The organism is Rugamonas fusca, assembly GCF_014042365.1.
GTDB lineage: Bacteria > Pseudomonadota > Gammaproteobacteria > Burkholderiales > Burkholderiaceae_D > Rugamonas > Rugamonas fusca.
This window is the reverse complement of the sequence record NZ_JACEZS010000015.1, coordinates 88,660-110,978: the sequence shown is the minus strand read 5'-3', so window position 1 is coordinate 110,978 and position 22,319 is coordinate 88,660. Positions and strand designations below refer to the sequence as shown.

The window sequence follows — 22,319 nt, the reverse complement described above, 5'->3', positions numbered from 1 at the left end:
GTCGCTCCTTACCTGGTCTCGTCGCGGAATTCCACGTAGGCGCGGTCGCGCACTTCGCGCTGCCAGTCCTCCACGGCCTCGGCCAGCTTGCGCTCGCGGATGGCCTGGCGCGCCGCATTGCGCTGGCGCTCCTTGGACATGTCGTCGCTCTTGCGCTCCAACACTTCGATCAGGTGGTAGCCGTAGCTGGTCTCGATCGGCTGGCTCACTTCACCGGGCTTGAGCGCGTTCATGGCGGCCTCGAACTCGGGCACCGTGTCGCCCGGGTACAGCCAACCGAGGTCGCCGCCCTTGACGGACGAGCCGTCGTTGGAGAACTGGCGCGCCAGGTCCTCGAACTTGGCGGCCTTGTTGTCGAGCCGCTCCTTCAGGTCCATCAGCTTGCGCTTGGCGTCGTAGGCGCTCATGGTGGGCGTGACCTTGATCAGGATGTGGCGCGCGTGGGTCTGCTGGACGGCGGCGGCGGCCTGGCCTTCGGCCACGCTGCGGCGGTCCACCACCTTCAGGATGTGGAACCCGCCCACGCTCTTGATGATGGGCGTGACCTGGCCGGCCTTGAGCTTGGTGAGCGCATCGGCGAACAGCGGCGGCAGGTGGTCGGCGTTGCGCCAGCCGATCTCGCCGCCCTTGAGGGCGTCGCTGGCGTCCGAGAACGAGGCGGCCATCTTGGCGAAGTCGGCGCCCGTGCGCAGCTGGCGCATGACCTGCTCGGCCCGTTCGCGGCGGGCCGCGATCACTTCCGGCGTGGCGTTTTCGGGAATGCGGATCATGATCTGCGACAGGTTCAGCTCCACCTGCTCGGCGGCGGCGGCCTTCTCGGCGGCCAGGTAGCTGTCCACCTCGGCCTCGGAAATCTGGATCTTGGCGTCCACCTCGTGCTCGCGCAGGCGCTGCATGATGATCTCGTCGCGGATCTCCTCGCGGAACGCGGCGAAGGTGGTGCCCTCCTTTTCCATCTGGTTGCGCAATTCCTGCACCGTCATCTTCTGCTGCTCGGCGATGCGGCCGATGGCGCGGTCAAGCATGGTGTCGTCCACCCGCACGCCGTACTCCTTGGCCATCTGCATCTGGGCCCGTTCCACGATCATGCGTTCGAGGATCTGGTGACGCAGGTCGGCCGCGTCGGGTAGGGCCACGTTCTGCGCCTTCATGCGCTGGGTCACGGCGGCGATGCGGGCCGCCAGTTCCTGGCGCGTGATGACGTCATCGTTGACGACGACGGCAATGGAGTCGATCGGCGTGGTGGCGCTGGCCTTGGCGGCGGCGGCCTTGGGCGCGGCGGCGGTGGGCGCGGCGGCGGCCGGGGCGGCCACGGGCGCGGGCGCCGGGGCCGGCGTCTTTTTGCTCGAGAACATGCTGCAGCCCGAGGTGGCGGCGGCGCACAGCAACAGCGCTGCGATCTTCGTGTGGTGCATACTGGCTTTACGCATAATGGAGAACGCTCATGTGTCAGGGGTAAAAAAGTCAATCGGGCGGGGCGCAGCAGGCGCTAGCGGCCGTAGCCCTCGTTCAAACGCTGGTAGCCGGGGATGCTGTTCTTCATGGCCTCCAGCGGGTTGCCCACGCCCAGCTTGGACAAGCCATTGAGCTCGAGCTGGAAGAAGATGGGAGTGGAGACGTTCTTGGCCGTCGTCACGAACCGCTGGGCGCCCATGCGGAACACCCAGCAATCGCCGTTGTACTCCAGGCCCACCAGCGACTCGAGGATTTTCTTGTCGAGCAGCGAGTAGCTGACCCGGCCCACGCCATACCAGCGCTGCGACACGGGCCACTGGGTCGACAGGTCGGCGTTCTTGAAGCTGTCGCGCAGGTAGCGGTAACCGAGGTTGAGCACCTTCTTCTGGCCCGGCTGCCACTGGATGGCGTAGTTGGAGCTGACCGTCTGGTGCTGGCTGGGGTTGTACTGCACGGCGCTGTCAAAGCCCCACGTCTCGGAGATGCGGCCGGTGGCCGCCAGCAGCATGTCGGAGCGGCTGTCGTTGGTGGGGGTGGAGGCGTCGAGCTGCACGCGCTGGTCGCGAAAATAGAAGCGCTGGCCGAACGCCAGGCGCAGGCGCTCGGCGCCGGACGACTCCAGGAAGCGCGACACCAGCGCGGCCGTCAGCTGGTTGGCGTCGCCGATGCGGTCCGAGCCCACGAAGCGGTTCTCGCTGAACAGCTGGCTGAAGTTGAAGGTGGCGGCGGCCGTGTCGAACGTGGGCAGGGCCGACTGGTCGCGGTATGGCGTGTTCACGTAGAACAGGCGCGGCTCCAGCGTTTGCGTGGTGGCGCGGCCGAACAGCTTGGCGTCGCGCTCGAACACCAGGCCCGAGTCCAGCGAGAAGGTGGGCACGGAGCGCGACAGGTCGCGGGCCGGGTCGTTGTCGTGCGCGTCGAGCTGGTAGGTGCTGGCATTGAGCATCAGCTTGGGCGTGACGAAGTAGCTGGCCCCGATGATGGGGTAGCTCAGCTGCGGGATCGCCACCAGGCGCGTGCCGCGCAACTCCGTCGGATGCCAGAAGCGCGTCAGCTCGCTGTCGAATTCCCAGTCGAAGCCGGCCACGTCGTAGCGGCCCGCGTGGAAGTTCAGCGACGGCAGCCGGTCGTACGGGCGCGTCACGAACAGCGACTTGTCGGTGATGGAGTCGGGGTCCTGCAGCACCTGGTACTTCTGGACCCGGGCCGTCAGGCGCCAGTATTCGCCATGGTAGTCGCTGCGCAGTTCGCGCAGCAGCTGACGCTCGGCGCTGCCGGCCACCGTCTTGGAAAAATCGTTCGGGTAGTTGTCGTCCGAGGCGGCGCGCACGCTCCAGCCATACGACCAGTCCCTGGCCAGGTCCTGGGTATGGGTGGACTTGATGGTCCAGCGGTCCGTCTGGGTCTGCTTATCGTGCGGCAGAAACTCCAGGTAAGTCTCGCCACGGTACATGCCGGCATCCGTCTCGCCGATGTAGCGGCCATTGGCGCCCAGCTGGAAGCCGCGCCGGGGAATGATCTTCGGGTACAGCGTCAGGTCGCGGTTGGGCGCGATGTTGACGTAGTACGGCACCGTCAGCTCGGCCGCGCCCTTGGAGCCAAAGCCGGGCATGGGCGGCAGCCAGCCGGAGCGGCGCGCGCCCGACAGCGAGAACGACAGGGCCGGTGTGCCGAGGATGGGCACGTCCTTGAAATAGACGATGGTCTGGCCGGCCGTGCCCACGTCGCGCCCGGAGTCGAGATTGAGGCGGCTGGCCTTCAAGTACCAGTCCGGGTTGGGGCCCTGGCAGGTGCTGTAGGTGCCGTCCAGGACCAGCGCCTCGTCCTCGTTGAGGAAGTTGATGCGCTGCGCCTTGCCCTGGGCGTGGTTCAGTTCCATCTGGTAGGTCGGGTGCTGCATGTAGCCCACGCCCGTGTCCAGGTTCAGTTTCAGTTCATCGCCCGTGAAGTAGTCGCCAAAGCGCCAGATGCGCACATGGCCCTCGGCCTCCACCTCGTCCTCGACCTGGCGGTAGCAAGCCGTGTCGGCCTTGACCCGGGTCTTGCCCTTGACCAGTTCCACGTCGCGCGCCAGATTGAGCTCGCGCTCGGGGCGGCCGCTGATGTCCTCGGCCTGGATGGTGGTCGGTGCGTTCGGGTCGTCCACACGCGGCGGGCGTGGCTTGGGCTGGGTCTGGGCGTGGACCGGCAACGCCGCCACGGTGACGAGGGCGGACAAGGCATATGCCCAGCGTTGCGAGGGGTAAGGGGCCAGGAACCAGCTCATGAAAGGTAGCGACTTAACACCATGACAGGCGATTTTTTGAAATGAATCCCTTATTATATGGGAATCTTCAGCTTTCACCGTCCGCTTCATGTCTTTATTGCCAAATTCACCACCCGCTTCCCCCGCCACCGATACCGCCGACGCGCGCCTGGCCATGCTCAAGGAATGGCTCGCCACCCTGGACCTGGTACAGGTGGACACGGTGCGCCCCGCTTCGGCCGACGCCAGCTTCCGCCGCTACTTCCGGGTCGACGTGCTGCCGGCCCACCAGGCCGGACACGGCGCCACCCTGATCGTGATGGACGCCCCGCCCGAGCGCGAGAACGTGCCGGCCTTCATCAAGGTGCAAGGCTTGCTGGCCGCCGCCGGCGTGTCGGTGCCGGCCATCGTGGCGCAGGACGCGCAGCGCGGCTTGCTGCTGCTGTCGGACCTCGGCAACAGCACCTACCTGAGCGAAATCGACCACGACAACGCCTCCACCCTGTACGCGGAGGCGCTCGAAGCGCTGGTCAAGATCCAGCAAAGCAGCCAGCCCGGCGTGCTGCCCGAATTCGACCGCGCCTTCATGCTGCGCGAAATGAATTTGTTCCCCGAGTGGTACATCGGCAAGCACCTGGGCGCCACGCTGACGGAGGCCCAGTCGGCCGAACTGCAGAAGGTGTTCGACGCCATCCTGGCCCGCGCGCTGGCCCAGCAGCAGGTGTTCATGCACCGCGACTACCATTCGCGCAACCTGATGCGCATGGATGCGGGCAACCCCGGCATCCTCGACTTCCAGGACGCCGTCTACGGCCCCATCACCTACGACGTGGCCTCGCTGCTGCGCGACGCCTATGTGCAGTGGGACGAGGAACTGGTGCTGGACTGGACCATCCGCTACTGGCAGCACGCCAAGGCCGTGGGCCTGCCCGTCAACAAGGATATCGACGCCTTCTACAAGGACTTCGAGTACATGGGCCTGCAGCGCCACCTGAAGATCCTGGGCCTGTTCTGCCGCCTGAACTACCGCGACGGCAAGTCCGGCTACCTGGCCGACCTGCCCACCGTGATGGATTACGTGCGCAAGACGGCCAGCCGCTACAAGGACCTCAAGCCCCTGGTGCGCCTGCTCGACACGCTGGAAAACAAGCAGCCGCAGGTCGGCTACACCTTCTAAGTTGATACGCTGACGACGGACGCCGGCCCCGCGCCCGCGCCCGCCCAGCCACGAAAGCCCCTCATGAAAGCCATGATCTTCGCCGCCGGCCGCGGCGAGCGGATGCGCCCCCTGACCGACACCTGCCCCAAGCCGCTGCTGACCGTGCGCGGCCGGCCGCTGATCGTCTGGCACATCCTCAACCTGGTGCGTGCCGGCATCACCGACATCGTCATCAACCACGCCCACCTGGGCGACCAGATCGAACGAACGCTGGGCGACGGCAGCCAGTATGGCGCCCGCATCGCCTACTCGCCCGAGCAGACGGCGCTGGAAACGGCCGGCGGCGTGGCCGCCGCCCGCCACCTGCTCGGTGACGAACCGTTCCTGGCCATTTCGGGCGACATCTACTGCCCCTACTTCGACTTCGAGGAAGTCAAGGACGTGCTGCACGACGCCGACATGTGGGGCAACCCCTACCCGGCCGACAAGCGCGACGTGGCCTGGCTGTACCTGGTCAAGAACCCGCCATTCCACCCCGAAGGCGACTTCGGCCTGACCATGTACAGCGTCACCAACGACGGCGATCCGCGCTGGACCTTCGGCAATATCGGCGTGTACCGGCCCGAGATCTTCGACGCCATCACGCCGGGCAGCCACGCCAAGCTTGGCCCGCTGCTGCGCCAGTACATCGAACGGGGCCAGGTGGGCGGCGAAGTGTATGAAGGCGAATGGCATAACGTGGGCACCATCGAACAATTGGAGGCCCTGAACAAGCCCATACGCAACGGAGCGGCCAAGTGACAGGCGCCTGCGCCGCGCGGCGCGCCCGCCTGATGGCGCAGATGGTGCCCGGCGCCGTGGCCGTGCTGCCCACGGCGCAGGAAGTGGCGCGCAACGCCGACAGCGACTACCCCTACCGCCACGACAGCTATTTCTACTACCTGAGCGGCTTCACGGAACCGGAAAGCGTGGTGGTGCTGGTGGCCGCGCGCGGCGACACGCCGGCCCGCTCCATCCTGTTCTGCCGCGAGAAGAACGCGGAACGGGAAATCTGGGACGGTTTCCGCCACGGTCCGGAAGCGGCATTGAGCGCGTTCGGCTTCGACGCCACCTTCACCATCGCCGCGCTGGACGGGCAGATGGAACAGCTGCTGGCCAACGCGCCCGCCCTGTACTACGCGCTGGGCAGCGACGCTGAACTGGACGCGCGCGTGCGGCGCTGGCTGGCCGCCGTGCGGCGCCAGTCCCGGCTGGGCGTGACGGCGCCCGCCGCCGCCCACGACCTGCTGCCGCTGCTGGACGAGATGCGCCTGCTCAAGGATGACGGCGAACTGGCCACCATGCGCCGCGCCGCCGCCATCTCCGGCCGCGCCCACGCGCGCGCCATGCGCGCCACCCGGCCCGGCATGCACGAATACGAGATCGAGGCGGAACTGCTGTACGAATTCCGGCGCAGCGGGGCCCAGCATCCGGCTTACAGTTCCATCGTCGCCAGCGGCGCCAACGCCTGCGTGCTGCACTACAGCGCCAACAACGCGCCCTGCCGCGACGGCGAGCTGCTGCTGATCGACGCCGGCTGCGAGCTCGATGGCTACGCCTCCGACATTACCCGCACCTTCCCCGTCAACGGCCGCTTCACGGCACCGCAACGGGACTTGTACGAACTGGTGCTGGCGGCGCAGGCGGCCGCGCTGCACGCCATCAAGCCGGGCCACCGCTACACGGCCATCCACGACGCCGCGCTGCAAGTGCTGGCGCAAGGCATGCTGGACCTGGGCCTGCTCGACAAGAACAAGGCCGGCAACGTGGCCGACGTGATCGCCAGCAAGAGCTACCTGCCGTTCTACATGCACGGCACCGGCCACTGGCTGGGCATGGACGTGCACGACGTGGGCCAGTACCGCGACGTGAACACGCCGGACAAGCCCTCGCGCCCGCTGCAGGCGGGCATGGTGGTGACGGTGGAACCGGGCATCTACGTATGGCCGGCCGAGGGCGTGCCCGAGCAGTTCTGGAATACCGGCATCCGTATCGAGGACGACGTGATCGTCACCCCGACCGGCCACACCATCATCAGCACCGCCGCGCCCAAGTCGGTGGCCGATATCGAACACCTGATGCAACAGGCACCATGAATCCAGACACCGCCACGCTCCCTGCCGCGACCACCGCCACCGACCTCGACATCGCCATCTGCGGCGCCGGCCCGGCCGGCATGGCGCTGGCGGCGTTGCTGGTCAAGCGCGGCGTGAGGCCGGAGCGCATCGGCCTGATCGACGCCAAGACCCTGGCGCAAGCCAGCAACGACCCGCGCTCGCTGGCCCTGTCCTACGGCAGCCGCCAGATACTGGAGGAGATCGGCGCCTGGCCCGTGGCCGGCACACCCATCCACCAGATCCACGTGTCGCGCCGCGGCCAGTTCGGCCGCAGCATGATAGACCGCGACGAGCACGGCGTGCCCGCCCTGGGCTACGTGGCACGCTACGGCGACCTGGTGACGGTGCTGGGGGCCGTATGCGAACGGGCCGGCATCCGCATGCTGCGCCCCGCGCGCGTGACGGGCAGCGCGGAACACGAGGACCGCATCGACCTGCACATCCTGCACGAAGGCGAACAGGATGCGCGCACGCTGAGCGCGGCCATCATGGTGCAGGCCGAAGGTGGATTGTTCAGCGACCAGGAAAGCAAATCCGTGCGGCGCGACTACGAACAGACGGCCATCATCGCGCAGGTGCGCAGCAGCGCGCCGATTGCCCACCGCGCCTATGAACGCTTCACGGAACAAGGCCCGCTGGCACTGCTGCCGCAGGACAGCCGCGACGGCCAGGCCGAATACTCGCTGGTGTGGTGCGTGCGCCCGGAACAGGCGCAAGCCTTGCTGGCGTTGGACGACGCGGCTTTCCTCGCGCAACTGGGACTGGCGTTCGGCGACCGCCTCGGCAAATTCGTGGCCGCCACGCCGCGCCTGGGCTTCCCGCTGGGTTTGAACGCGGACGCACGCAGCACGGCGCGCTCGGTCGCCATCGGCAACGCCGCGCAAACCATGCACCCGGTGGCCGGACAAGGCCTCAATCTTGGTTTGCGCGACGTGGCCGTGCTGGCGCGCCTGCTGGCCCCGGCCGCCACGCCGGCCAACCTGGCCCGCTACACGGCCCAGCGCCACGCCGATCGCAGCACCACCATGCGCGTGACGGACACCATGGCCCGCATCTTCGCCAACGACTCGCCGGCGCAGGCGCTGCTGGGCATGTCGCTGGCCGCCATCGACCTGTTCCGCCCTGCGCGCAGCCTGCTGGCAGAGCTGATGATGTACGGGCGGCGCTAGCGGCGTGGGCACGTCAGCCGATCCCATCAATCACGCTATTTTCGGAAAAGTACAGTCGCGGAAAGCATCCATTTCCTGTCGTCCGCACTCGGATTCAGGCGGCGATATCTCTACTTTGTAACTCTGCGCGTCGGTGCTGTTCAAGACGCTGCCATATCAGGCCCTGGCTTGTGGGCGTTCCGCGCAGAGCGGCCGGGTGTGCTGGGCCTCAATGTGTGTTGACGCACGGTGAAACCCGCCGATTTGCGCCATTGTGCTGAATGTTGATTTCGTCGTAAAGGGAGAGCAGGCTTATGCGCGCACAACGCAAGTTCGGCGGCATGCCAGAAGTGCAACGCCTCCGGCGACGTCTTCCCGTCAAGCTGCGCCAGGCACCGCTGATCCGGCAAGATCTGTCGCGCCGTAGCATCCGTGAGCAAGTGCTGCTGGTGCGCGAAGGGCTGGTGCAGGCCCGCGAGCTGGCGATGAGCCTGCGCGAAAAGTATGGCGGCCACCGGCATCGTATCGGGAACGCGTTCGCCAGCCATGTCACGTTGTTGCGCCAGGCCAACGCCCATCTGGTGGTGGCGTCGATGGAGGCCATCAGGCTGGCCGAACAGATCCAGCACGCCAAGGTCGAACTGGACCGGCTGGCCCATCACGATGGCTTGACTAACCTGCCCAACCGGCTGCTGCTGGGGGACCGGCTGCAGCAGGCAATTGAACTGGCGCGCCGCCGTCATGGCCAACTGGCCGTCATGTTCATTGATCTCGATCGCTTCAAACATATCAACGATTCCCTTGGCCACGCGGTGGGCGACCAGTTGCTGCAGGCAGTGGCGCGCTGCCTGGTGCGCTGCGTGCGCGGCTCGGACACGGTGTGCCGACAGGGCGGCGACGAGTTCATTCTCCTGCTGCCCGAGATTGAGCACGCGGAGGACGCGGCCGCCATCGCGCAAAAGATCCTGCATGCCATGGCGTTGTCGCACCTGGTCGAGCATCACGCCCTGCACATTGGCCTCAGCATCGGCGTGAGCCTGTTTCCGGGCGACGGCCAGGACGCCGCCACCCTGTTGCGCAATGCGGATATCGCCATGTACCACGCCAAAGAAGCGGGCCGTAACAATTGCACCTTTTTCGAACCGGCGATGAACGCCCGCGCCATCCTGCGCCAGTCGATCGAAGCGGGGCTGCGGCTGGCGCTCGAGCGCCAGGAATTCGTGCTGCACTACCAGCCCAAGATCGACCTTGCCAGCGGGCGGCTGGTGGGGGCGGAAGCGCTGGTGCGCTGGCGGCACCCGCAGCGCGGCCTGCTGTTGCCGCAACATTTCATCGCCATCGCCGAAGAGTGCGGCCTGATCGTGCCACTGGGGCACTGGGTGTTGCGTCAGGCGTGCGAGCAGGCGCAGGCCTGGCGTCGCCAGGGCTTGCCGCCGTTGCTGATGGCGGTCAACACTTCGCCGCTGGAGTTTCGTAGCGCCGGCTTCCTGCCATTCCTGCGCCAGACCCTGGCCGAGACGGGGCTGGGGCCGGCCTGCCTGGAACTGGAACTGACCGAGAGCATGTTGATGCATGATGTCCATGCGTCCGACCGGCTGCTCAAGGCGATCTCCGCGATGGGGGTCAAGCTGGCCATTGACGACTTTGGCACCGGCTATTCCAGCCTCAGCTACCTGAGCCAGTTCCCCATCCATACGCTCAAGATCGACCAGTCGTTCGTCAGCCAGATGACCGGCAGCAAGGATGACGCGACCATCGTCAGCGCCGTGATCAGCATGGGCAAGAGCTTGCACAAACAAGTGATCGCAGAAGGGGTGGAAACGCTGCAGCAGTGCGCTTTCCTGACCGCGCATGGGTGCGACGAGGGGCAGGGGTATTACTTCAGCCAGGCGCTGGACGCCCAGGCGTTTGCGCACCTGCGCAACCAGTCCCGCTTTGACCCAGCAGGTGGTCGGTGAGCTGAGGCATTTCCCGCCAGGGTGGTTTGCGTTGTGTTCTCCTACGCGGACACTGCACGCCATCCTACTCCGGCGGCCAACGTGTGCGCGCATGATGGGACAGACCAGCCCGCAGCCTGTCGAGACCGCATAACGAAGGCAAGGCGGTGCGCGCTGGAGAACCGGCCCCCCTGCCGCATCTGTCGTGCCATCAGCGCCACTGGCGCCGAGCCGCGGTTGATGGGGCGGCAGCGGCGCGACTGAGCGCTGAGGTTGGCGTCTTGGCGCCCCCTTCCGTGTTTGGCAGGCCAAAAACTGTCTTTAAAGGAAACGTCATGAAACCCATCCTAATTGTTTGCATGTTGTGCGCCGCCGCTGCGTTGAGTGCGTGCCAGCGTGAGGCACCGCCACCCGTGATCCAGGTTGTTGCCGGTCCCGCCGGCCCTACCGGCGCCACCGGGGCCACCGGGGCCAGCGCCGCGAGTGGCACCACCGGCGCCACGGGAGCGACGGGCGCTGCCGGTGCCGATGCCGCGCCCGGCGCCACCGGGGCCACGGGCGCCACCGGCCAGACCGGCGCAGGCGGCGCCGCTGGCGCCGATGGAGCGAAGGGGCAGACCGGCGATGCTGGTGCCACGGGCGATACCGGCGCCAAGGGCAGGACGGGCGACACGGTGCTGGTGGTGCCGGCGCGCTGAGCGCCCCCGGCATGGCGGGGAAGGGCTCATAGCTTGCATGTGCGATTGTTTAAGATTCTATTTAAATTTATAAGCTTACATAGTTTGCCATTTCAGGTATGGTGAAATACGTTTTAACTCTGTAGGCAGTGGCAAGGCTGCCGTGCGCGGCGATAATACGATTGTTCGCGTGCGCAGGGGCTTATGGATTGGCTGTGAGGTCAATGAGATGATGCATAAAGAGGCACCTATTGAGCCGCCCATCGGGGCCGGCGCGCCGGCGCGTTCCACCACCGAGCTGACGGACTGGCAGACCTTCCGCCAGCTGGAGGTGCGCCAGTTGCGCCGCACCATCGGCGATCTGCTGCACATGACGGAAAAACACAATGCACTGAAGGAGCGTCACGACACCTACGCCAAGCTGGTACCCCGGTTGCAGGCGGCCAACGAGCAACTGGTGCTGGCGATCTTCGGCGCGCGCGACATGCAGCAGGCGGCCGAGGCGGTCAACCGCCAGCAGATGGAGTTCTTCGCCATGCTGGCGCACGAATTGCGCAACCCCCTGCATCCGATCATCATGGCCAATCACCTGATCGGCGAGCTGGCCGGACACCGTCCCGACCTGACCATACTGCATGACATCATCGAACGGCAGGTGGCGCTGCTGGTGCGGCTGGTCGACGACCTGATGGACGCATCGCGCGTCAGGATGGACAAGATCACCATCGCCCGTTCTCGCCTGTCGCTGAGGGATGCGATCCAGGGGGCGGTCGAGATCGGCCAGCCCCTGTTGACCGAGCGCGGCCAGCAACTGTCGCTCGATCTGCCTGCGGAACCGTTGTGCGTGGACGGCGATCTGGACCGGCTGACCCAGGCGCTGTCCAATCTGCTGCTCAATGCCAGCAAATTCACGCCGCAGCATGGCCACATCGCCATCCGCGCGAGGGCCGAGGGCAGCAATGCCGTCGTCACTGTCAGCGATGATGGCGCCGGCATCGCGCCGGAGCTGCAGCCGCAGATCTTCGATTTGTTCACCCAGGGCCCGCGTCCGCTGCATCGGGCGCTTGGCGGCCTCGGCATCGGACTGTCGCTGGTGCGTCGGATCGCGGAACTGCATGGCGGCTCGGTCAGGGTGTATAGCGAGGGCAGCGGCAAGGGCAGCGCGTTCAGCGTGTATCTGCCGCTGGCGCCGCCCCCGGCCGTGGCCGCGGCCCCGTTAGCGGCGTCTGCCACGTCCGATGCGTGCTGGCAGCTCCCCCGTGCGGCCGGACTGCTGCCGACGCCGCTGCGTGAGCAGAGTCGACCAGCTTGACTGACTGAGGGATAGCGCGTACGCTGCCGCAGCGCTTTGACATAATACTATCCCATCCATCGCGCGCAGATGGCCGGGTGCCGCGACATGGACGTCCGCGCCGACGTCATTTTTTCGTCAGGCGCTGTCACCGGTGGACGCCAGCGGCATGCGAAACGCCAAATCGAAGAACCTAACGGGATGATGGCCTTGACCGAACAGCATTGGCACAGGATAGTCCGGATTGCGGTGTCGCGCGATCGCTCGCGCGTGCCCGCGGCCAGCGCGGCGCTGTCGCGCGCGCTGGCGCAACATCTCACCGCCATCATCGGCGAGCGCGGTTTCGATGCGCTGTACGCCCGCAGCCTGCACCAGGTCGGCGCCGCTTATCCGTGGCTGGCCGAGCCGGAGCACGACGAGGGGAAAACGCCGTTCTCGCAGCTGGAGCAACGCTTGCAGGAACAATCCATGCCCGTCGCGAGCGAGGCCAGCATTGCACTGCTGTGCACTTTCATCGACATCTTAACCTTACTCATCGGCGAACTCGTCACATCCAGCATCCTGCGTGCGGCTTGGGGGGATGACACGGAAAACCCCGTTGTATCGGAGTCTCAAGCATGAAAAAAGTCGACATACGACGCCTGCCCACCGGCGTGCCGGGCCTGGATGCCTTGCTGGGCGGCGGCATTCCCGAATACTCCTTCAACTTGCTGGCGGGGACGCCGGGCAGCGGCAAGACGACGATGGCGCACCAGATCATGTTCTCGCTGGCCAGCCCCGATCGGCGTGCGCTGTTCTTTACCGTGCTGGGTGAGCCACCCCTGAAGATGCTGCGCTACCAGCAGCAGTTCCCGTTCTTTGATGCCGCCAAGATCAACCAGTCGATCAAGTTCGTCAACCTTGCCAGCGAATTGTTGGACGGCGACTTTGACCGCGTGCTGGCGCGCATTTCGGCCGAGGTGCAGGCTTTCAGTCCCAGCCTGGTGTTTGTCGATTCGTTCCGTTCCGTGGTGCAGTCAGGCGCGACCGATGCCAAGGCCGACGGCCTGCAACACTTTGTGCAGCAACTCGGCATGCAGATGACCAGCTGGCTGGCGACGACCTTCCTGATCGGTGAATACCTGACGCCGGAGGCGGAATCGAGTCCCGTGTTTACGGTGGCCGACGGCATCCTGTGGCTGTCCCAACAGGTACACCGCGATGCCATGGTGCGCAAGATCCAGGTCGTGAAAATGCGTGGCCAGGCCCAGAGCCTGGGCGTGCACACCTTCCGCATCGGCGGCAACGGCATCGAGATCTTTTCGCGCGCCGTGGTCAAGGCCGGCGCGGAGGTCAGCATCGGCGGCGAGACCCGCTTGTCGACCGGCGTGCCGGCGCTCGACGAGATGCTGGGCGGCGGCCTGCCGGCTGGCTATGCGATGCTGGTGGTGGGACCGTCCGGCTCGGGCAAGACCGTGATGGCGACCCAGTTCCTGGCCGAAGGCGCGCGCCTCGGCGAACGGGGCGTGATCGCGGCCTTCGAAAAGAGCCCGAACCAGTTGTTGAGCCGGCAGCTCAGCACACTGGTCGCCGGCGGCATGGTCGGGGTGATCAACACCCGCACGCTTGATCTGTCGCTCGATGAAATCCTGAGCGACATGGTCAGCCTGATCGAGCGCACCAAGGCCACCCGCGTGGTGATCGATTCGCTGGCCGGCTTCGAGTTGACGCTGGCATCGGTGTTCCGCGAAGATTTCCGTGAATCGCTGTACCGCCTGGTGGCGGTGCTGACGGGCATGGGCGTCACCGTGCTGATGACGGCCGAGCTGGAGGACCAGTATTCGGCGCTGCGTTTCAGCACCTACGGCAACGCCTTCCTGGCCGACGCCATCGTCATGCATCGCTATGTCGAACTGGGCGGGCAGCTCAAGCGCGTGATTTCCGTGGTCAAGGTACGGGGCAGCGATCACAGCAAGGATATCCGCTTCTTCGACATCGGCACCGACCAGATCACCATCGGCGCGACGCTGAGCGACTATCAGGGCATCCTGTCGGGTCAGCCGGAAGTGGGGCGGCAGGGGCCGCGGAACTGAACTCGTGCTGCGCAGGCAGGACGAGGTGACGCGGCAAGGCGCGCGTACGGTTGGGCAGCCAGATGTTTTCTCGCTGCCCGCTTACGCTTATTCGAACTTCTGCTTGGGCGCTTTGCGCGAGATGGTCAGGCCCAGCACACCCAGGCCCAGCATCAGCAACACATAGCCGGACGGTTCCGGCACGGCCGACACGGTGATGTGGCCGGAATACGCTGCCAGGGGCGATGCGCCGGCGATGCCGTTCAACGTCAGCGTAAATGGCGACAGGCCGATAATGTCGAAGCTGCCCAGGCTGGTTTTTGTCCCGGCAATCAGTGCATTCGGCGTCATGCCATTGAGCGAGGCGGAAGTGATGTCCACATAGTTGCCGCTATAGGACAGCACGGCCTCATAGGCGCCGGTCGCGAGCCCGCCAAAGGTGATCACGTCGGAGCCTCCCGACAGCAAGCCATCGCCTGGCAGGGCCAGGCCGTTAAAGTCGAACGTGACGCCGGGGGCGATAGTGAACGACTGGTTGGCCGCGTTCGCGCTGAGCGCGGCGAATGCGAGCACACTTGCGGCAATGAATTTCAATTTCATGATATACCCCTAAAAAGTTTTTTATGCTTACGGCTGTAAGCAAAGATATCAAATTCGCCAGTACGGCAAGCCAGCTTATCAAAGTAAAAATTATTCTTTTTTTCAAAAAGCATGTGTGCAATGAAATTATTATTTTTTATTCGAAATATATTTTCTCTTGCTAACTTTTGACGCCTATATTCATGAAAGTCTGATGCAATCGGAAACATTCATGCGCATACCGCGGGGGCGCGACATGGTTTATCGAACAAGTTCACAATTAGTATCCACAAAAATATTTTCGACTGTGTGGACACGGCGTGGCAGGAATAAGCTTGCTCATGCAGTCGGCCACGCAAATGAGGCGGAGTTGCGAAAAATTGCCCTCACTGGCCGCATCATTTGTATCGGAGATTGGCCCACGTTCAGGACGCAATCCTATTCATCTGAATGAGTAAGGATTGGAGGCCAAATCCATGGCGTTATACCCATCTCGGAAAATCGTTTACGTTCAATGACTTGCACGTCCCCCTCGTAAACTTTGGCATGCCGGTGGCCAGCATCCCGATGCATGCGATAGCTGGAGCGAAACGGTAGCGGCGTACCGCTTCCTGCGCAACACGGACGTGGCATGGGAGGATATTCTGGCGCCGCACTGGGCGCGGACACAGGAGCGGATGGGTGCGCAGCCGGTGGTGCTGTGCATTCACATTCAGGATACGACGGAGCGATCCAGATCGATCATCATGGCGACTCCGTAAAGGTTACCCCCCACGATTTCAGTCACCACCTGCTTATCCTTGGTCAGGATGGCAATTCGTTTTCCCTGTTTCCTCGCCTCCGATGCGACCTCGAGCAAGGCTAGCGCCTTACACAAGATATCCCCCTTCGTCGTTCCGCTCGCCTGCGCCATGCACTCAAGTGCTTCGTTGTTGATGGTTTGTACATCATTCCAGTGCCCTATTGCCGCCACAACGAAATTCCGTTATATTGAACACCAAGTTCTGTATATCGGATTTTTTAGCAAGGTCTGGTCATCAGCGAATTTGCATCAAGAGTCGGTTTACCCCGACGCCAACCTGCCTACCCGGGCAAGGTGGAAGCCATCACGGCGATGCGGCCTATTAACGGCAACGAAGCGGGCGCGACATGGGTTGCTCCGAATCGGGCCAAGCATTCCGGAGTCACCATGAACACTCAAGCGTCCCGCCCTTCCTCTCATGACATCAGCGCCTGGCGCAGCCAGTACCGCCTGACGCACACGTTTCATCTCCTGCTCGATACCAACGCCCCCATTGCCAGCGAGGTGGAAGCGGTGTTGCAACGCGCCCAGGCGCGCGTGGAGAAATGGGTGATCGTGCGCCGGGCCGGCTGCTACGAGCATTGCATAATTGTGGAAGGCATCAGCGACGAATCGGCGCGCGCGCTGAGCAAGGAGTTCGCCGGCCTGGCTGGTCAGATCAAGGTGCATGTCGAACATATGCTGCACTTCGGTGGTGAAGTGGCGCAACGTTGTCAATAGTGCGACGGCGGCCACTGGCGGGCGGTGTGCAGCACGCGCAGCACACGCACCTGGTCGCCGGCGGTGTCATAGAGGAGGATGTAGTGCTGATGCGCCACCAGCTCGCGGGTGCCGGCGACGCGGCCAGGCTTGCCCAGGCCGGGATGATCGGCCAGGCGGCCGGCCATAGTTCCCAGCAACGCATCGAGCGCGAGCGCGGCGGCCGGGTTGTCTTGTGCGATGTATTCGCGGATTTCCTTCCGATCCAGGCTGGCCGGCCGGGTCCAAACCAGCTTCACGACTTAGCGCCGGCCATCTTGCGCCGCGTCTCCGCGCGCCAGGCGGCGGCTTCAGCTTCGACCTCTTCGGCTGGAATCAGGTCGCCCGCATTGGCCGAATCCAGGCCGATCTGCACTTGTCTGCGGAACCAGGCGTCATATTCAGCCGCTTCCTGCTGCTGTCGGACGAAGTCGCGCATGAAGTCGCGCAGCAGCTGCGCGCCGGTACGGTCGCGAGCCTTGGCAGCCGTGGTGAATTGATCTTTCAGACTCGCATCGACGCGGAAGGTAAAGGTTGCGTCACTCATGATCTGGTTCCCATGTGTTACATGATCACCACATGGTAGCACATTGAGGTTGCCAGATCAGATCAAAAAAAAGCCGCACCGCCATCAGGCAGGTGCGGCTTTTCGTGCCATGGCAACGCGGCTTAGTCGACCGCTTTCACCATGTCCTCGATGACCTTCTTCGCATCGCCGAACACCATCATCGTGTTGGGCTGGTAGAACAGGTCATTGTCCAGGCCCGCATAGCCGGACGCCATGGAACGCTTGTTGACGATGATGCTCTTGGCCTTGTACGCCTCCAGGATGGGCATGCCGGCGATCGGCGACTTGGGATCCTTGGCGGCCGGGTTGACCACGTCGTTCGCGCCCAGCACCAGCACCACGTCGGTCTGGCCGAATTCGCCGTTGATGTCCTCCATCTCGAACACCTGGTCGTATGGCACTTCGGCTTCCGCCAGCAGCACGTTCATGTGGCCGGGCATGCGGCCCGCCACCGGGTGGATCGCGTACTTCACGGTCACACCCTTGTGGGTCAGCTTCTCGACCAGTTCCTTCAGCGAGTGCTGGGCGCGCGCCACGGCCAGGCCGTAGCCGGGCACGATGATGACGGTTTCCGCGTTCGACATGATGAACGCCGCGTCGTCGGCCGAGCCGGATTTGACGGGACGCTGCTCCTTCGCGCCCGCCGGACCGCTCTCGGCGGCGTCGCCGCCGAAGCCGCCCAGGATCACGTTGAAGAACGAGCGGTTCATGGCCTTGCACATGATGTAGGACAGGATCGCGCCGGAGGAACCGACCAGCGAACCGGCGATGATCAGCATGGCGTTATTGAGCGAGAAGCCAATACCGGCAGCGGCCCAGCCCGAGTACGAGTTCAGCATCGACACCACCACCGGCATATCGGCACCGCCGATCGGGATGATGATCAGCACGCCGAGCACGAAGGCGATGGCCGTCATGACCAGGAACGGCAGCCATGCCGGTTCCGTGCCGCCGGCCGTCACGAACACCAGGCCCAGGCCCACCATCACGATGGCCAGGATCAGGTTCAGCATGTGCTGGCCCGCGAAGTTCACGGGCGCGCCCTGGAACAGGCGGAACTTGTACTTGCCCGACAGCTTGCCGAACGCGATCACGGAGCCGGAGAAGGTGATGGCGCCCACGAAGGTGCCGATGAACAGTTCGATGCGGTTACCGAACGGCAGCGCCTCGCCCACACCGGCGATGCCGAAGGCGTGCGGCTCCGACACGGCGGCCACGGCGATGCAGACGGCGGCCAGGCCGATCAGCGAGTGCATTGCCGCCACCAGTTCCGGCATCTTGGTCATCTCGACCTTCCTGGCCAGCGTGGCGCCGATGCCACCGCCGACCACCACGCCCAGCGCCACCAGCGCGAAGCCCATGGAGCCCTGCTCCACCTCGGCCTTGAGCTTGAGGATCAGCGCCAGCGTCGTGACGAAGGCGATCGCCATGCCCGACATGCCGAACGCATTACCGGTGCGGGCCGTGGCCGGCGAGGACAGCCCCTTGAGCGCCTGGATGAAGCACACCGAGGCGATCAGGTACATCATCGTAACCAGGTTCATGCTGATGAAATTCATGCCTGGCTCCCTTGCGCAACGCCTTGTGGTGCCTGCTTGGGCGCTGCCGCCTTGGGCTCTTTTTTCTTGAACATCTCCAGCATGCGCTGGGTGACGAGGAAGCCGCCAAACACGTTGACGGCGGCCAGCGCCACGGCCACGGTGCCGGCGATCTGGCCCACGGGGCCGGTGGTGAGCGCGGCCGCCAGCATGGCGCCCACGATGATGATGGCCGAAACGGCGTTGGTGACGGCCATCAGCGGCGTATGCAGTGCCGGGGTCACGGTCCACACCACGTGGTAGCCCACGTAGATGGCCAGCACGAAGATGATCAGGTTGATGATGGTATGACTGACTTCCATGATTTCTCCAGGTTCGGTTATTTGCGCAGCACTTCGCCGCCGGCGCACACCAGGGTGGCCTTGATGATTTCGTCCTCGCGATCGATCACGAGCTGGTCTTCCTTGTCGATGATCAGCTTGAGGAAGTCGAGCACGTTGCGCGCGTACAGGGCCGAGGCGTCGGCCGCCACCAGCGTAGCCAGGTCCGGCTCGCCGACGATGTAGACGCCATGCTTGACCACCGTCTTGCCCAGTTCGGACAGCGGGCAGTTGCCGCCTTGCGACACGGCCAGGTCGACGATCACGGAACCGGGCTTCATGGCCTTCACGGTTTCCTCGGAAATCAAGGTCGGCGCGGGACGGCCGGGGATCAGGGCCGTGGTGATGATCACGTCGGCCTGCTTGGCCCGTTCATGCACCAGCTCCGCCTGGCGGCGCATCCAGTCGGCCGGCATGGGGCGGGCGTAGCCGCCCACGCCCTTGGCGATCTCTTTTTCCTCTTCGGTGAGGAACGGCACGTCGATGAACTTGGCGCCCAGCGACTCGACCTGCTCCTTGACGGGCGGCCGCACGTCGGACGCCTCGATCACGGCGCCCAGCCGCTTGGCCGTGGCGATGGCCTGCAAGCCGGCCACGCCCACGCCCATGATCAGCACGCGGGCCGCCTTCACGGTACCGGCGGCCGTCATCAGCATGGGCATGAAGCGCTGGTAGGTATTGGCGGCCATCATCACGGCCTTGTAGCCGGCGATGTTGGCCTGCGACGACAGCACGTCCATCGACTGGGCGCGCGTGATGCGGGGCACGGCTTCCAGCGCGAACGCCTGCAGCCCGGCGGCGGCCATGGCGGCGATGTTCTCGCTGTCGAACGGGTTGAGCATGCCGATCACCACGGTGCCGGCCTTCATCATGCCCCGCTCATCGGCGTTCGGCGCGCGCACCTTGAGCACCACGTCGGCGGCGAAGGCTTCGGCCGCGCCGACGATCTGGGCGCCGGCGGCCGCGTAGGCATCATCCGTCACCGAGGCCGGCATACCTGCGCCAGACTGCACCACCACTTGATGTTTCGCTGCGAGCTTCTTGACTGTTTCGGGCGTCGCCGCGACGCGGGTCTCACCCGGTCGCGTCTCGGCCGGTATGCCTATTCTCATAAAAACTGCCTCCAAAGGATTGATAAACTGACTAGATGACGAAAATCTAACACGGAAAGCGATGGCGACTGGCTCCTGTCCCGGCACTTTGCTAGTGCTGTCCCACTAATCCTGGGGGTGGACGGCTGCGCCGTTGGGCTCACTATACTTAGTAAGCATTTATCAATAAATAGGTCAATTATCACTACATTTATTACTATTTGTAATGAATTGACAAAAATTAACAACGATCCGGCGATAAAATTTGTTGCGCAGCAACAAACCCACACCAAGTTTGAGCAATTTCAATGCCAAGCCGTGTACAAGTCATACGGCGGTCATAACCGGAGCGGCAGAACAGGCTAAAATGGCGGCTCTTTCAAGGATGACCCATGCCGCGTATCTGGAAACCCTCTGTGACTGTCGCCGCCATCATCGAACAGGATGGCAAGTTCCTGCTGATCGAAGAAGAGACCAGCGAGGGCGTGCGCATCAACCAGCCGGCCGGCCACCTGGACCCGCACGAGTCGCTCGAGCAGGCCGTGATCCGCGAGACGCTGGAGGAGACGGCGCACGATTTCACGCCCACGGCGCTGGTGGGCATGTACATGTCGCGCTACACCTCGCGCCGCACGGGTGAGGAAGTGACGTATCTGCGCTTCACCTTCTGCGGCGTGCCGGGCCAGCGCCACGAGCGGCCGCTGGACGAGGGCATCCTGCGCACCATGTGGCTCACGCGCGACGAACTGGCCGCCTGCCAGGACCAGCATCGCAGCCCGCTGGTGCTGCAGTGCGTGGACGAATACCTGGCCGGCCGGCGCGCGCCGCTGGAACTGCTGCACACCCACGCTTCCGTGTTCAAGGAAGTGGTGTCGAATTAACAAGCAATGCAACAAGCAACGCAACAAGTAATGGAATGAGCAAGATGAGCAAGAAAAAAGTCGTGATCGGTATGTCAGGCGGGGTCGATTCCTCGGTCGCGGCGTGGATGCTCAAGGAGCAGGGCTACGAGGTGGTGGGCCTGTTCATGAAGAACTGGGAAGACGACGACGATTCCGAATACTGCTCCACGCGCCAGGACTGGATCGACGCGGCCAGCGTGGCCGACGTGATCGGGGTCGACATCGAGGCCGTCAACTTCGCGGCCGAATACAAGGACCGCGTGTTCGCCGACTTCCTGCGCGAATACCAGGCCGGCCGCACCCCCAACCCGGACGTGCTGTGCAACGCCGAGATCAAGTTCAAGGCCTTCCTGGACCACGCCATGCACCTGGGCGCGGACCTGATCGCCACCGGCCACTACGCGCGGGTGCGCCAGAATGGAACACAGTTCGAATTACTGAAGGCGCTCGACCACACCAAGGACCAGAGCTACTTCCTGCACCGCCTCAACCAGGCGCAGTTGTCCAAGACCCTGTTCCCGCTGGGCGAGATTCCCAAGACGGAAGTGCGCAAGATCGCGGAAAAACTGGGCCTGCCCAACGCGGCCAAGAAGGATTCGACCGGCATCTGCTTCATCGGCGAGCGCCCGTTCCGCGAATTCTTGAACCGCTACCTGTCGTACAAGCCGGGCCCGATGAAGACGCCGGACGGCAAGGTGGTGGGCGAGCACGTGGGCCTGAGCTTCTACACGCTGGGCCAGCGCAAGGGCATCGGCGTGGGCGGCATGAAGGCCTACAAGAACGAGGATGGCAGCAGCGACGCCTGGTACGTGGCGCGCAAGGACATCGCCAACAACACGCTGTACATCGTGCAGGGCCATGACCATCCATGGTTGCTGTCGTCCACGCTGCGCGCCGACCAGGCCAGCTGGATCGCCGGCACGCCGCCGGCGCCGCGCGCGCTGTCGGCCAAGACCCGCTACCGCCAGGCCGATGTGGCCTGCACCGTCACGCCGGACGGCGAGGCCAATTTCTCGCTGCAGTTCGAGCAGGCCCAGTGGGCCGTCACGCCCGGCCAGTCGGCCGTGCTGTACGACGGCGACGTGTGCCTGGGCGGCGGCATCATCGCCGGGTCAGACTTCAGCGCCTGAGGCGTCGCCGGGCTGGCCATCATCGGTCCCGCCCTGGCCTTGCTGCGCGGCCTGCTGGGCCGCCATGACCGCGCGCTGGCGCTTGACCATGGCGATCACCGTGTTGCGGATGGTGTTAAGCACCGTGTCGGCCTTGAACGGCTTGACGATGAAGCCGTTCACACCCATCGCGTGGGCGGACTGGATGGTGGCCGCGTCAAATTCACTGGACACCATGAAGATCAGCGTCTTGGGCCAGCTGGATTTAATTTCGCGCACCACGCCGGTGTCGACTTCGATCTGCTCGCGGGCGATGCAGACGATATGGGGCTGGTGCTTGAGCAGCAGCGCCATGCCGCTGGCGCAGGTGTGGCTCTGTCCCACCACGTCGTAGCCGCCGTCGAGCAGGACGGTGTTGAGCAGGCCGCGGGCCACGGCGCTGCTGTCGATAATGACTGCCTTTAACATCGTAAAACCTTTCTCGTGGACGCGC

The 22,319-nt window shown here is 64.5% G+C and carries 22 protein-coding genes, 2 pseudogenes and 1 riboswitch; of the genes and pseudogenes, 13 read left to right on the top strand and 11 right to left on the bottom strand.

Translation table 11 applies throughout. The annotated features are described in order from the left end of the window. Positions 1 to 8: 8 nt before the first annotated feature. Together H3H36_RS17670 and H3H36_RS17665 are read right to left on the bottom strand one after the other, a co-directional pair. Complete coding sequence (locus H3H36_RS17670) at positions 9 to 1,430, bottom strand: peptidylprolyl isomerase (protein ID WP_182219415.1); 1,422 nt, start codon at positions 1,428 to 1,430, stop codon at positions 9 to 11. A gap of 59 nt (positions 1,431 to 1,489) precedes the next feature. After that, a complete protein-coding gene (locus H3H36_RS17665) occupies positions 1,490 to 3,721 on the bottom strand; it encodes an LPS-assembly protein LptD (protein WP_182219414.1) in 2,232 nt (743 codons plus the stop codon). Positions 3,722 to 3,809: 88 nt separating this feature from the next. On the opposite strand from H3H36_RS17665, the gene H3H36_RS17660 reads away from it, so the two are divergent. The 9 genes from H3H36_RS17660 (at position 3,810) to H3H36_RS17620 (ending at position 14,140) form a co-directional block, all read left to right on the top strand. Continuing rightward, the gene (locus tag H3H36_RS17660; RefSeq protein ID WP_182219413.1) at positions 3,810 to 4,877 is read left to right on the top strand and encodes an aminoglycoside phosphotransferase family protein; all 1,068 of its coding nucleotides are present in this window, start codon (positions 3,810 to 3,812) and stop codon (positions 4,875 to 4,877) included. A gap of 63 nt (positions 4,878 to 4,940) precedes the next feature. Beyond that, positions 4,941 to 5,660: an N-acetylmuramate alpha-1-phosphate uridylyltransferase MurU gene (murU, locus tag H3H36_RS17655; RefSeq protein WP_182219412.1), complete on the top strand. Its 720-nt coding sequence runs from the start codon at positions 4,941 to 4,943 to the stop codon at positions 5,658 to 5,660. Next, entirely contained in the window at positions 5,657 to 6,994 is a 1,338-nt protein-coding gene (locus tag H3H36_RS17650) for an aminopeptidase P N-terminal domain-containing protein (RefSeq protein WP_311196652.1), read from the top strand. The genes murU and H3H36_RS17650 overlap by 4 nt, the downstream gene beginning before the upstream one ends. Further along, positions 6,991 to 8,184 (top strand): UbiH/UbiF/VisC/COQ6 family ubiquinone biosynthesis hydroxylase, encoded by a 1,194-nt coding sequence (locus H3H36_RS17645; RefSeq protein ID WP_182219411.1) that lies wholly within the window; start codon positions 6,991 to 6,993, stop codon positions 8,182 to 8,184. Before H3H36_RS17650 ends, H3H36_RS17645 begins: the two co-directional genes overlap by 4 nt. A 293-nt stretch (positions 8,185 to 8,477) precedes the next feature. Next, the gene (locus tag H3H36_RS17640; RefSeq protein ID WP_182219410.1) at positions 8,478 to 10,121 is read left to right on the top strand and encodes a putative bifunctional diguanylate cyclase/phosphodiesterase; all 1,644 of its coding nucleotides are present in this window, start codon (positions 8,478 to 8,480) and stop codon (positions 10,119 to 10,121) included. A gap of 314 nt (positions 10,122 to 10,435) precedes the next feature. Beyond that, positions 10,436 to 10,798 carry a hypothetical protein gene (locus tag H3H36_RS17635; protein ID WP_182219409.1) on the top strand — a complete coding sequence of 121 codons (363 nt, stop codon included), beginning with the start codon at positions 10,436 to 10,438 and terminating at the stop codon, positions 10,796 to 10,798. 208 nt (positions 10,799 to 11,006) lie between these two features. Then, positions 11,007 to 12,089 (top strand): sensor histidine kinase, encoded by a 1,083-nt coding sequence (locus H3H36_RS17630; RefSeq protein ID WP_182219408.1) that lies wholly within the window; start codon positions 11,007 to 11,009, stop codon positions 12,087 to 12,089. Positions 12,090 to 12,176: 87 nt separating this feature from the next. Continuing rightward, entirely contained in the window at positions 12,177 to 12,689 is a 513-nt protein-coding gene (locus H3H36_RS17625; RefSeq protein WP_182219407.1) for a hypothetical protein, read from the top strand. Then, positions 12,686 to 14,140, top strand: a complete 1,455-nt coding sequence (locus tag H3H36_RS17620; protein WP_182219406.1) for a DUF7125 family protein — start codon at positions 12,686 to 12,688, stop codon at positions 14,138 to 14,140. The genes H3H36_RS17625 and H3H36_RS17620 overlap by 4 nt, the downstream gene beginning before the upstream one ends. A gap of 87 nt (positions 14,141 to 14,227) precedes the next feature. Here H3H36_RS17620 and H3H36_RS17615 read toward each other — a convergent pair whose 3' ends face one another. Both H3H36_RS17615 and H3H36_RS17610 read right to left on the bottom strand, forming a co-directional pair. After that, positions 14,228 to 14,719, bottom strand: a complete 492-nt coding sequence (locus tag H3H36_RS17615; protein ID WP_182219405.1) for an FxDxF family PEP-CTERM protein — start codon at positions 14,717 to 14,719, stop codon at positions 14,228 to 14,230. Next, positions 14,716 to 14,928, bottom strand: a complete 213-nt coding sequence (locus H3H36_RS17610; RefSeq protein ID WP_182219404.1) for a hypothetical protein — start codon at positions 14,926 to 14,928, stop codon at positions 14,716 to 14,718. Before H3H36_RS17610 ends, H3H36_RS17615 begins: the two co-directional genes overlap by 4 nt. Positions 14,929 to 15,267: 339 nt before the next feature. Here H3H36_RS17610 and H3H36_RS17605 point away from each other — a divergent pair. Then, positions 15,268 to 15,459 (top strand): annotated as a pseudogene (locus H3H36_RS17605) (transposase DNA-binding-containing protein); the annotation flags it as partial. Here H3H36_RS17605 and H3H36_RS17600 read toward each other — a convergent pair. Further along, a complete protein-coding gene (locus H3H36_RS17600) occupies positions 15,411 to 15,671 on the bottom strand; it encodes a hypothetical protein (protein WP_182219403.1) in 261 nt (86 codons plus the stop codon). The pseudogene H3H36_RS17605 and the gene H3H36_RS17600 overlap by 49 nt on opposite strands. A gap of 70 nt (positions 15,672 to 15,741) precedes the next feature. Beyond that, positions 15,742 to 15,846: riboswitch (SAM-I-IV-variant riboswitch) on the top strand. Between the two features lie 41 nt (positions 15,847 to 15,887). On the opposite strand from H3H36_RS17600, the gene H3H36_RS17595 reads away from it, so the two are divergent. After that, positions 15,888 to 16,220, top strand: a complete 333-nt coding sequence (locus H3H36_RS17595) for a hypothetical protein (protein ID WP_182219402.1) — start codon at positions 15,888 to 15,890, stop codon at positions 16,218 to 16,220. On the opposite strand, the gene H3H36_RS17590 is transcribed toward H3H36_RS17595, so the two are convergent. From H3H36_RS17590 to H3H36_RS17570, 5 genes are all read right to left on the bottom strand, one after another. After that, the gene (locus tag H3H36_RS17590; RefSeq protein ID WP_182219401.1) at positions 16,214 to 16,498 is read right to left on the bottom strand and encodes a type II toxin-antitoxin system RelE/ParE family toxin; all 285 of its coding nucleotides are present in this window, start codon (positions 16,496 to 16,498) and stop codon (positions 16,214 to 16,216) included. The two genes, H3H36_RS17595 and H3H36_RS17590, sit on opposite strands and share 7 nt — an antisense overlap. After that, positions 16,495 to 16,785 carry a CopG family ribbon-helix-helix protein gene (locus H3H36_RS17585; RefSeq protein WP_182219400.1) on the bottom strand — a complete coding sequence of 97 codons (291 nt, stop codon included), beginning with the start codon at positions 16,783 to 16,785 and terminating at the stop codon, positions 16,495 to 16,497. Before H3H36_RS17585 ends, H3H36_RS17590 begins: the two co-directional genes overlap by 4 nt. A gap of 122 nt (positions 16,786 to 16,907) precedes the next feature. Next, on the bottom strand, positions 16,908 to 18,365 hold the full coding sequence (locus H3H36_RS17580; protein WP_182219399.1) for an NAD(P)(+) transhydrogenase (Re/Si-specific) subunit beta: 1,458 nt from the start codon (positions 18,363 to 18,365) through the stop codon (positions 16,908 to 16,910). Continuing rightward, a complete protein-coding gene (locus tag H3H36_RS17575; RefSeq protein ID WP_182219398.1) occupies positions 18,362 to 18,706 on the bottom strand; it encodes an NAD(P) transhydrogenase subunit alpha part 2 in 345 nt (114 codons plus the stop codon). Before H3H36_RS17575 ends, H3H36_RS17580 begins: the two co-directional genes overlap by 4 nt. Positions 18,707 to 18,723: 17 nt before the next feature. After that, positions 18,724 to 19,836 carry a Re/Si-specific NAD(P)(+) transhydrogenase subunit alpha gene (locus H3H36_RS17570; RefSeq protein ID WP_182219397.1) on the bottom strand — a complete coding sequence of 371 codons (1,113 nt, stop codon included), beginning with the start codon at positions 19,834 to 19,836 and terminating at the stop codon, positions 18,724 to 18,726. A gap of 371 nt (positions 19,837 to 20,207) precedes the next feature. Between H3H36_RS17570 and H3H36_RS17565 the strand changes: the two are divergent. Next, positions 20,208 to 20,525 (top strand): annotated as a pseudogene (locus H3H36_RS17565) (NUDIX domain-containing protein); the annotation flags it as partial. A 17-nt stretch (positions 20,526 to 20,542) separates the two neighbouring features. Beyond that, the gene (gene mnmA / locus H3H36_RS17560) at positions 20,543 to 21,847 is read left to right on the top strand and encodes a tRNA 2-thiouridine(34) synthase MnmA (protein ID WP_311196651.1); all 1,305 of its coding nucleotides are present in this window, start codon (positions 20,543 to 20,545) and stop codon (positions 21,845 to 21,847) included. Here the strand turns inward: mnmA and H3H36_RS17555 are convergent. After that, a complete protein-coding gene (locus H3H36_RS17555; protein WP_182219394.1) occupies positions 21,830 to 22,294 on the bottom strand; it encodes a response regulator in 465 nt (154 codons plus the stop codon). The two genes, mnmA and H3H36_RS17555, sit on opposite strands and share 18 nt — an antisense overlap. Positions 22,295 to 22,319: the final 25 nt, after the last annotated feature.

What these genes read in the sequence shown, in the direction of transcription:
- H3H36_RS17585 (WP_182219400.1), bottom strand. Translation starts at nt 16,785, where the DNA reads ATGAGTGACGCAACCTTTACCTTCCGCGTCGATGCGAGTCTGAAAGAT.
- H3H36_RS17630 (WP_182219408.1), top strand. Translation starts at nt 11,007, where the DNA reads ATGATGCATAAAGAGGCACCTATTGAGCCGCCCATCGGGGCCGGCGCG.
- H3H36_RS17610 (WP_182219404.1), bottom strand. Translation starts at nt 14,928, where the DNA reads ATGTTTCCGATTGCATCAGACTTTCATGAATATAGGCGTCAAAAGTTA.
- H3H36_RS17580 (WP_182219399.1), bottom strand. Translation starts at nt 18,365, where the DNA reads ATGAATTTCATCAGCATGAACCTGGTTACGATGATGTACCTGATCGCC.
- H3H36_RS17620 (WP_182219406.1), top strand. Translation starts at nt 12,686, where the DNA reads ATGAAAAAAGTCGACATACGACGCCTGCCCACCGGCGTGCCGGGCCTG.
- H3H36_RS17570 (WP_182219397.1), bottom strand. Translation starts at nt 19,836, where the DNA reads ATGAGAATAGGCATACCGGCCGAGACGCGACCGGGTGAGACCCGCGTC.
- H3H36_RS17640 (WP_182219410.1), top strand. Translation starts at nt 8,478, where the DNA reads ATGCGCGCACAACGCAAGTTCGGCGGCATGCCAGAAGTGCAACGCCTC.
- H3H36_RS17595 (WP_182219402.1), top strand. Translation starts at nt 15,888, where the DNA reads ATGAACACTCAAGCGTCCCGCCCTTCCTCTCATGACATCAGCGCCTGG.
- H3H36_RS17635 (WP_182219409.1), top strand. Translation starts at nt 10,436, where the DNA reads ATGAAACCCATCCTAATTGTTTGCATGTTGTGCGCCGCCGCTGCGTTG.
- H3H36_RS17665 (WP_182219414.1), bottom strand. Translation starts at nt 3,721, where the DNA reads ATGAGCTGGTTCCTGGCCCCTTACCCCTCGCAACGCTGGGCATATGCC.
- H3H36_RS17670 (WP_182219415.1), bottom strand. Translation starts at nt 1,430, where the DNA reads ATGCGTAAAGCCAGTATGCACCACACGAAGATCGCAGCGCTGTTGCTG.
- H3H36_RS17555 (WP_182219394.1), bottom strand. Translation starts at nt 22,294, where the DNA reads ATGTTAAAGGCAGTCATTATCGACAGCAGCGCCGTGGCCCGCGGCCTG.
- H3H36_RS17645 (WP_182219411.1), top strand. Translation starts at nt 6,991, where the DNA reads ATGAATCCAGACACCGCCACGCTCCCTGCCGCGACCACCGCCACCGAC.
- H3H36_RS17625 (WP_182219407.1), top strand. Translation starts at nt 12,177, where the DNA reads ATGGACGTCCGCGCCGACGTCATTTTTTCGTCAGGCGCTGTCACCGGT.
- H3H36_RS17575 (WP_182219398.1), bottom strand. Translation starts at nt 18,706, where the DNA reads ATGGAAGTCAGTCATACCATCATCAACCTGATCATCTTCGTGCTGGCC.
- H3H36_RS17660 (WP_182219413.1), top strand. Translation starts at nt 3,810, where the DNA reads ATGTCTTTATTGCCAAATTCACCACCCGCTTCCCCCGCCACCGATACC.
- H3H36_RS17615 (WP_182219405.1), bottom strand. Translation starts at nt 14,719, where the DNA reads ATGAAATTGAAATTCATTGCCGCAAGTGTGCTCGCATTCGCCGCGCTC.
- murU (WP_182219412.1), top strand. Translation starts at nt 4,941, where the DNA reads ATGAAAGCCATGATCTTCGCCGCCGGCCGCGGCGAGCGGATGCGCCCC.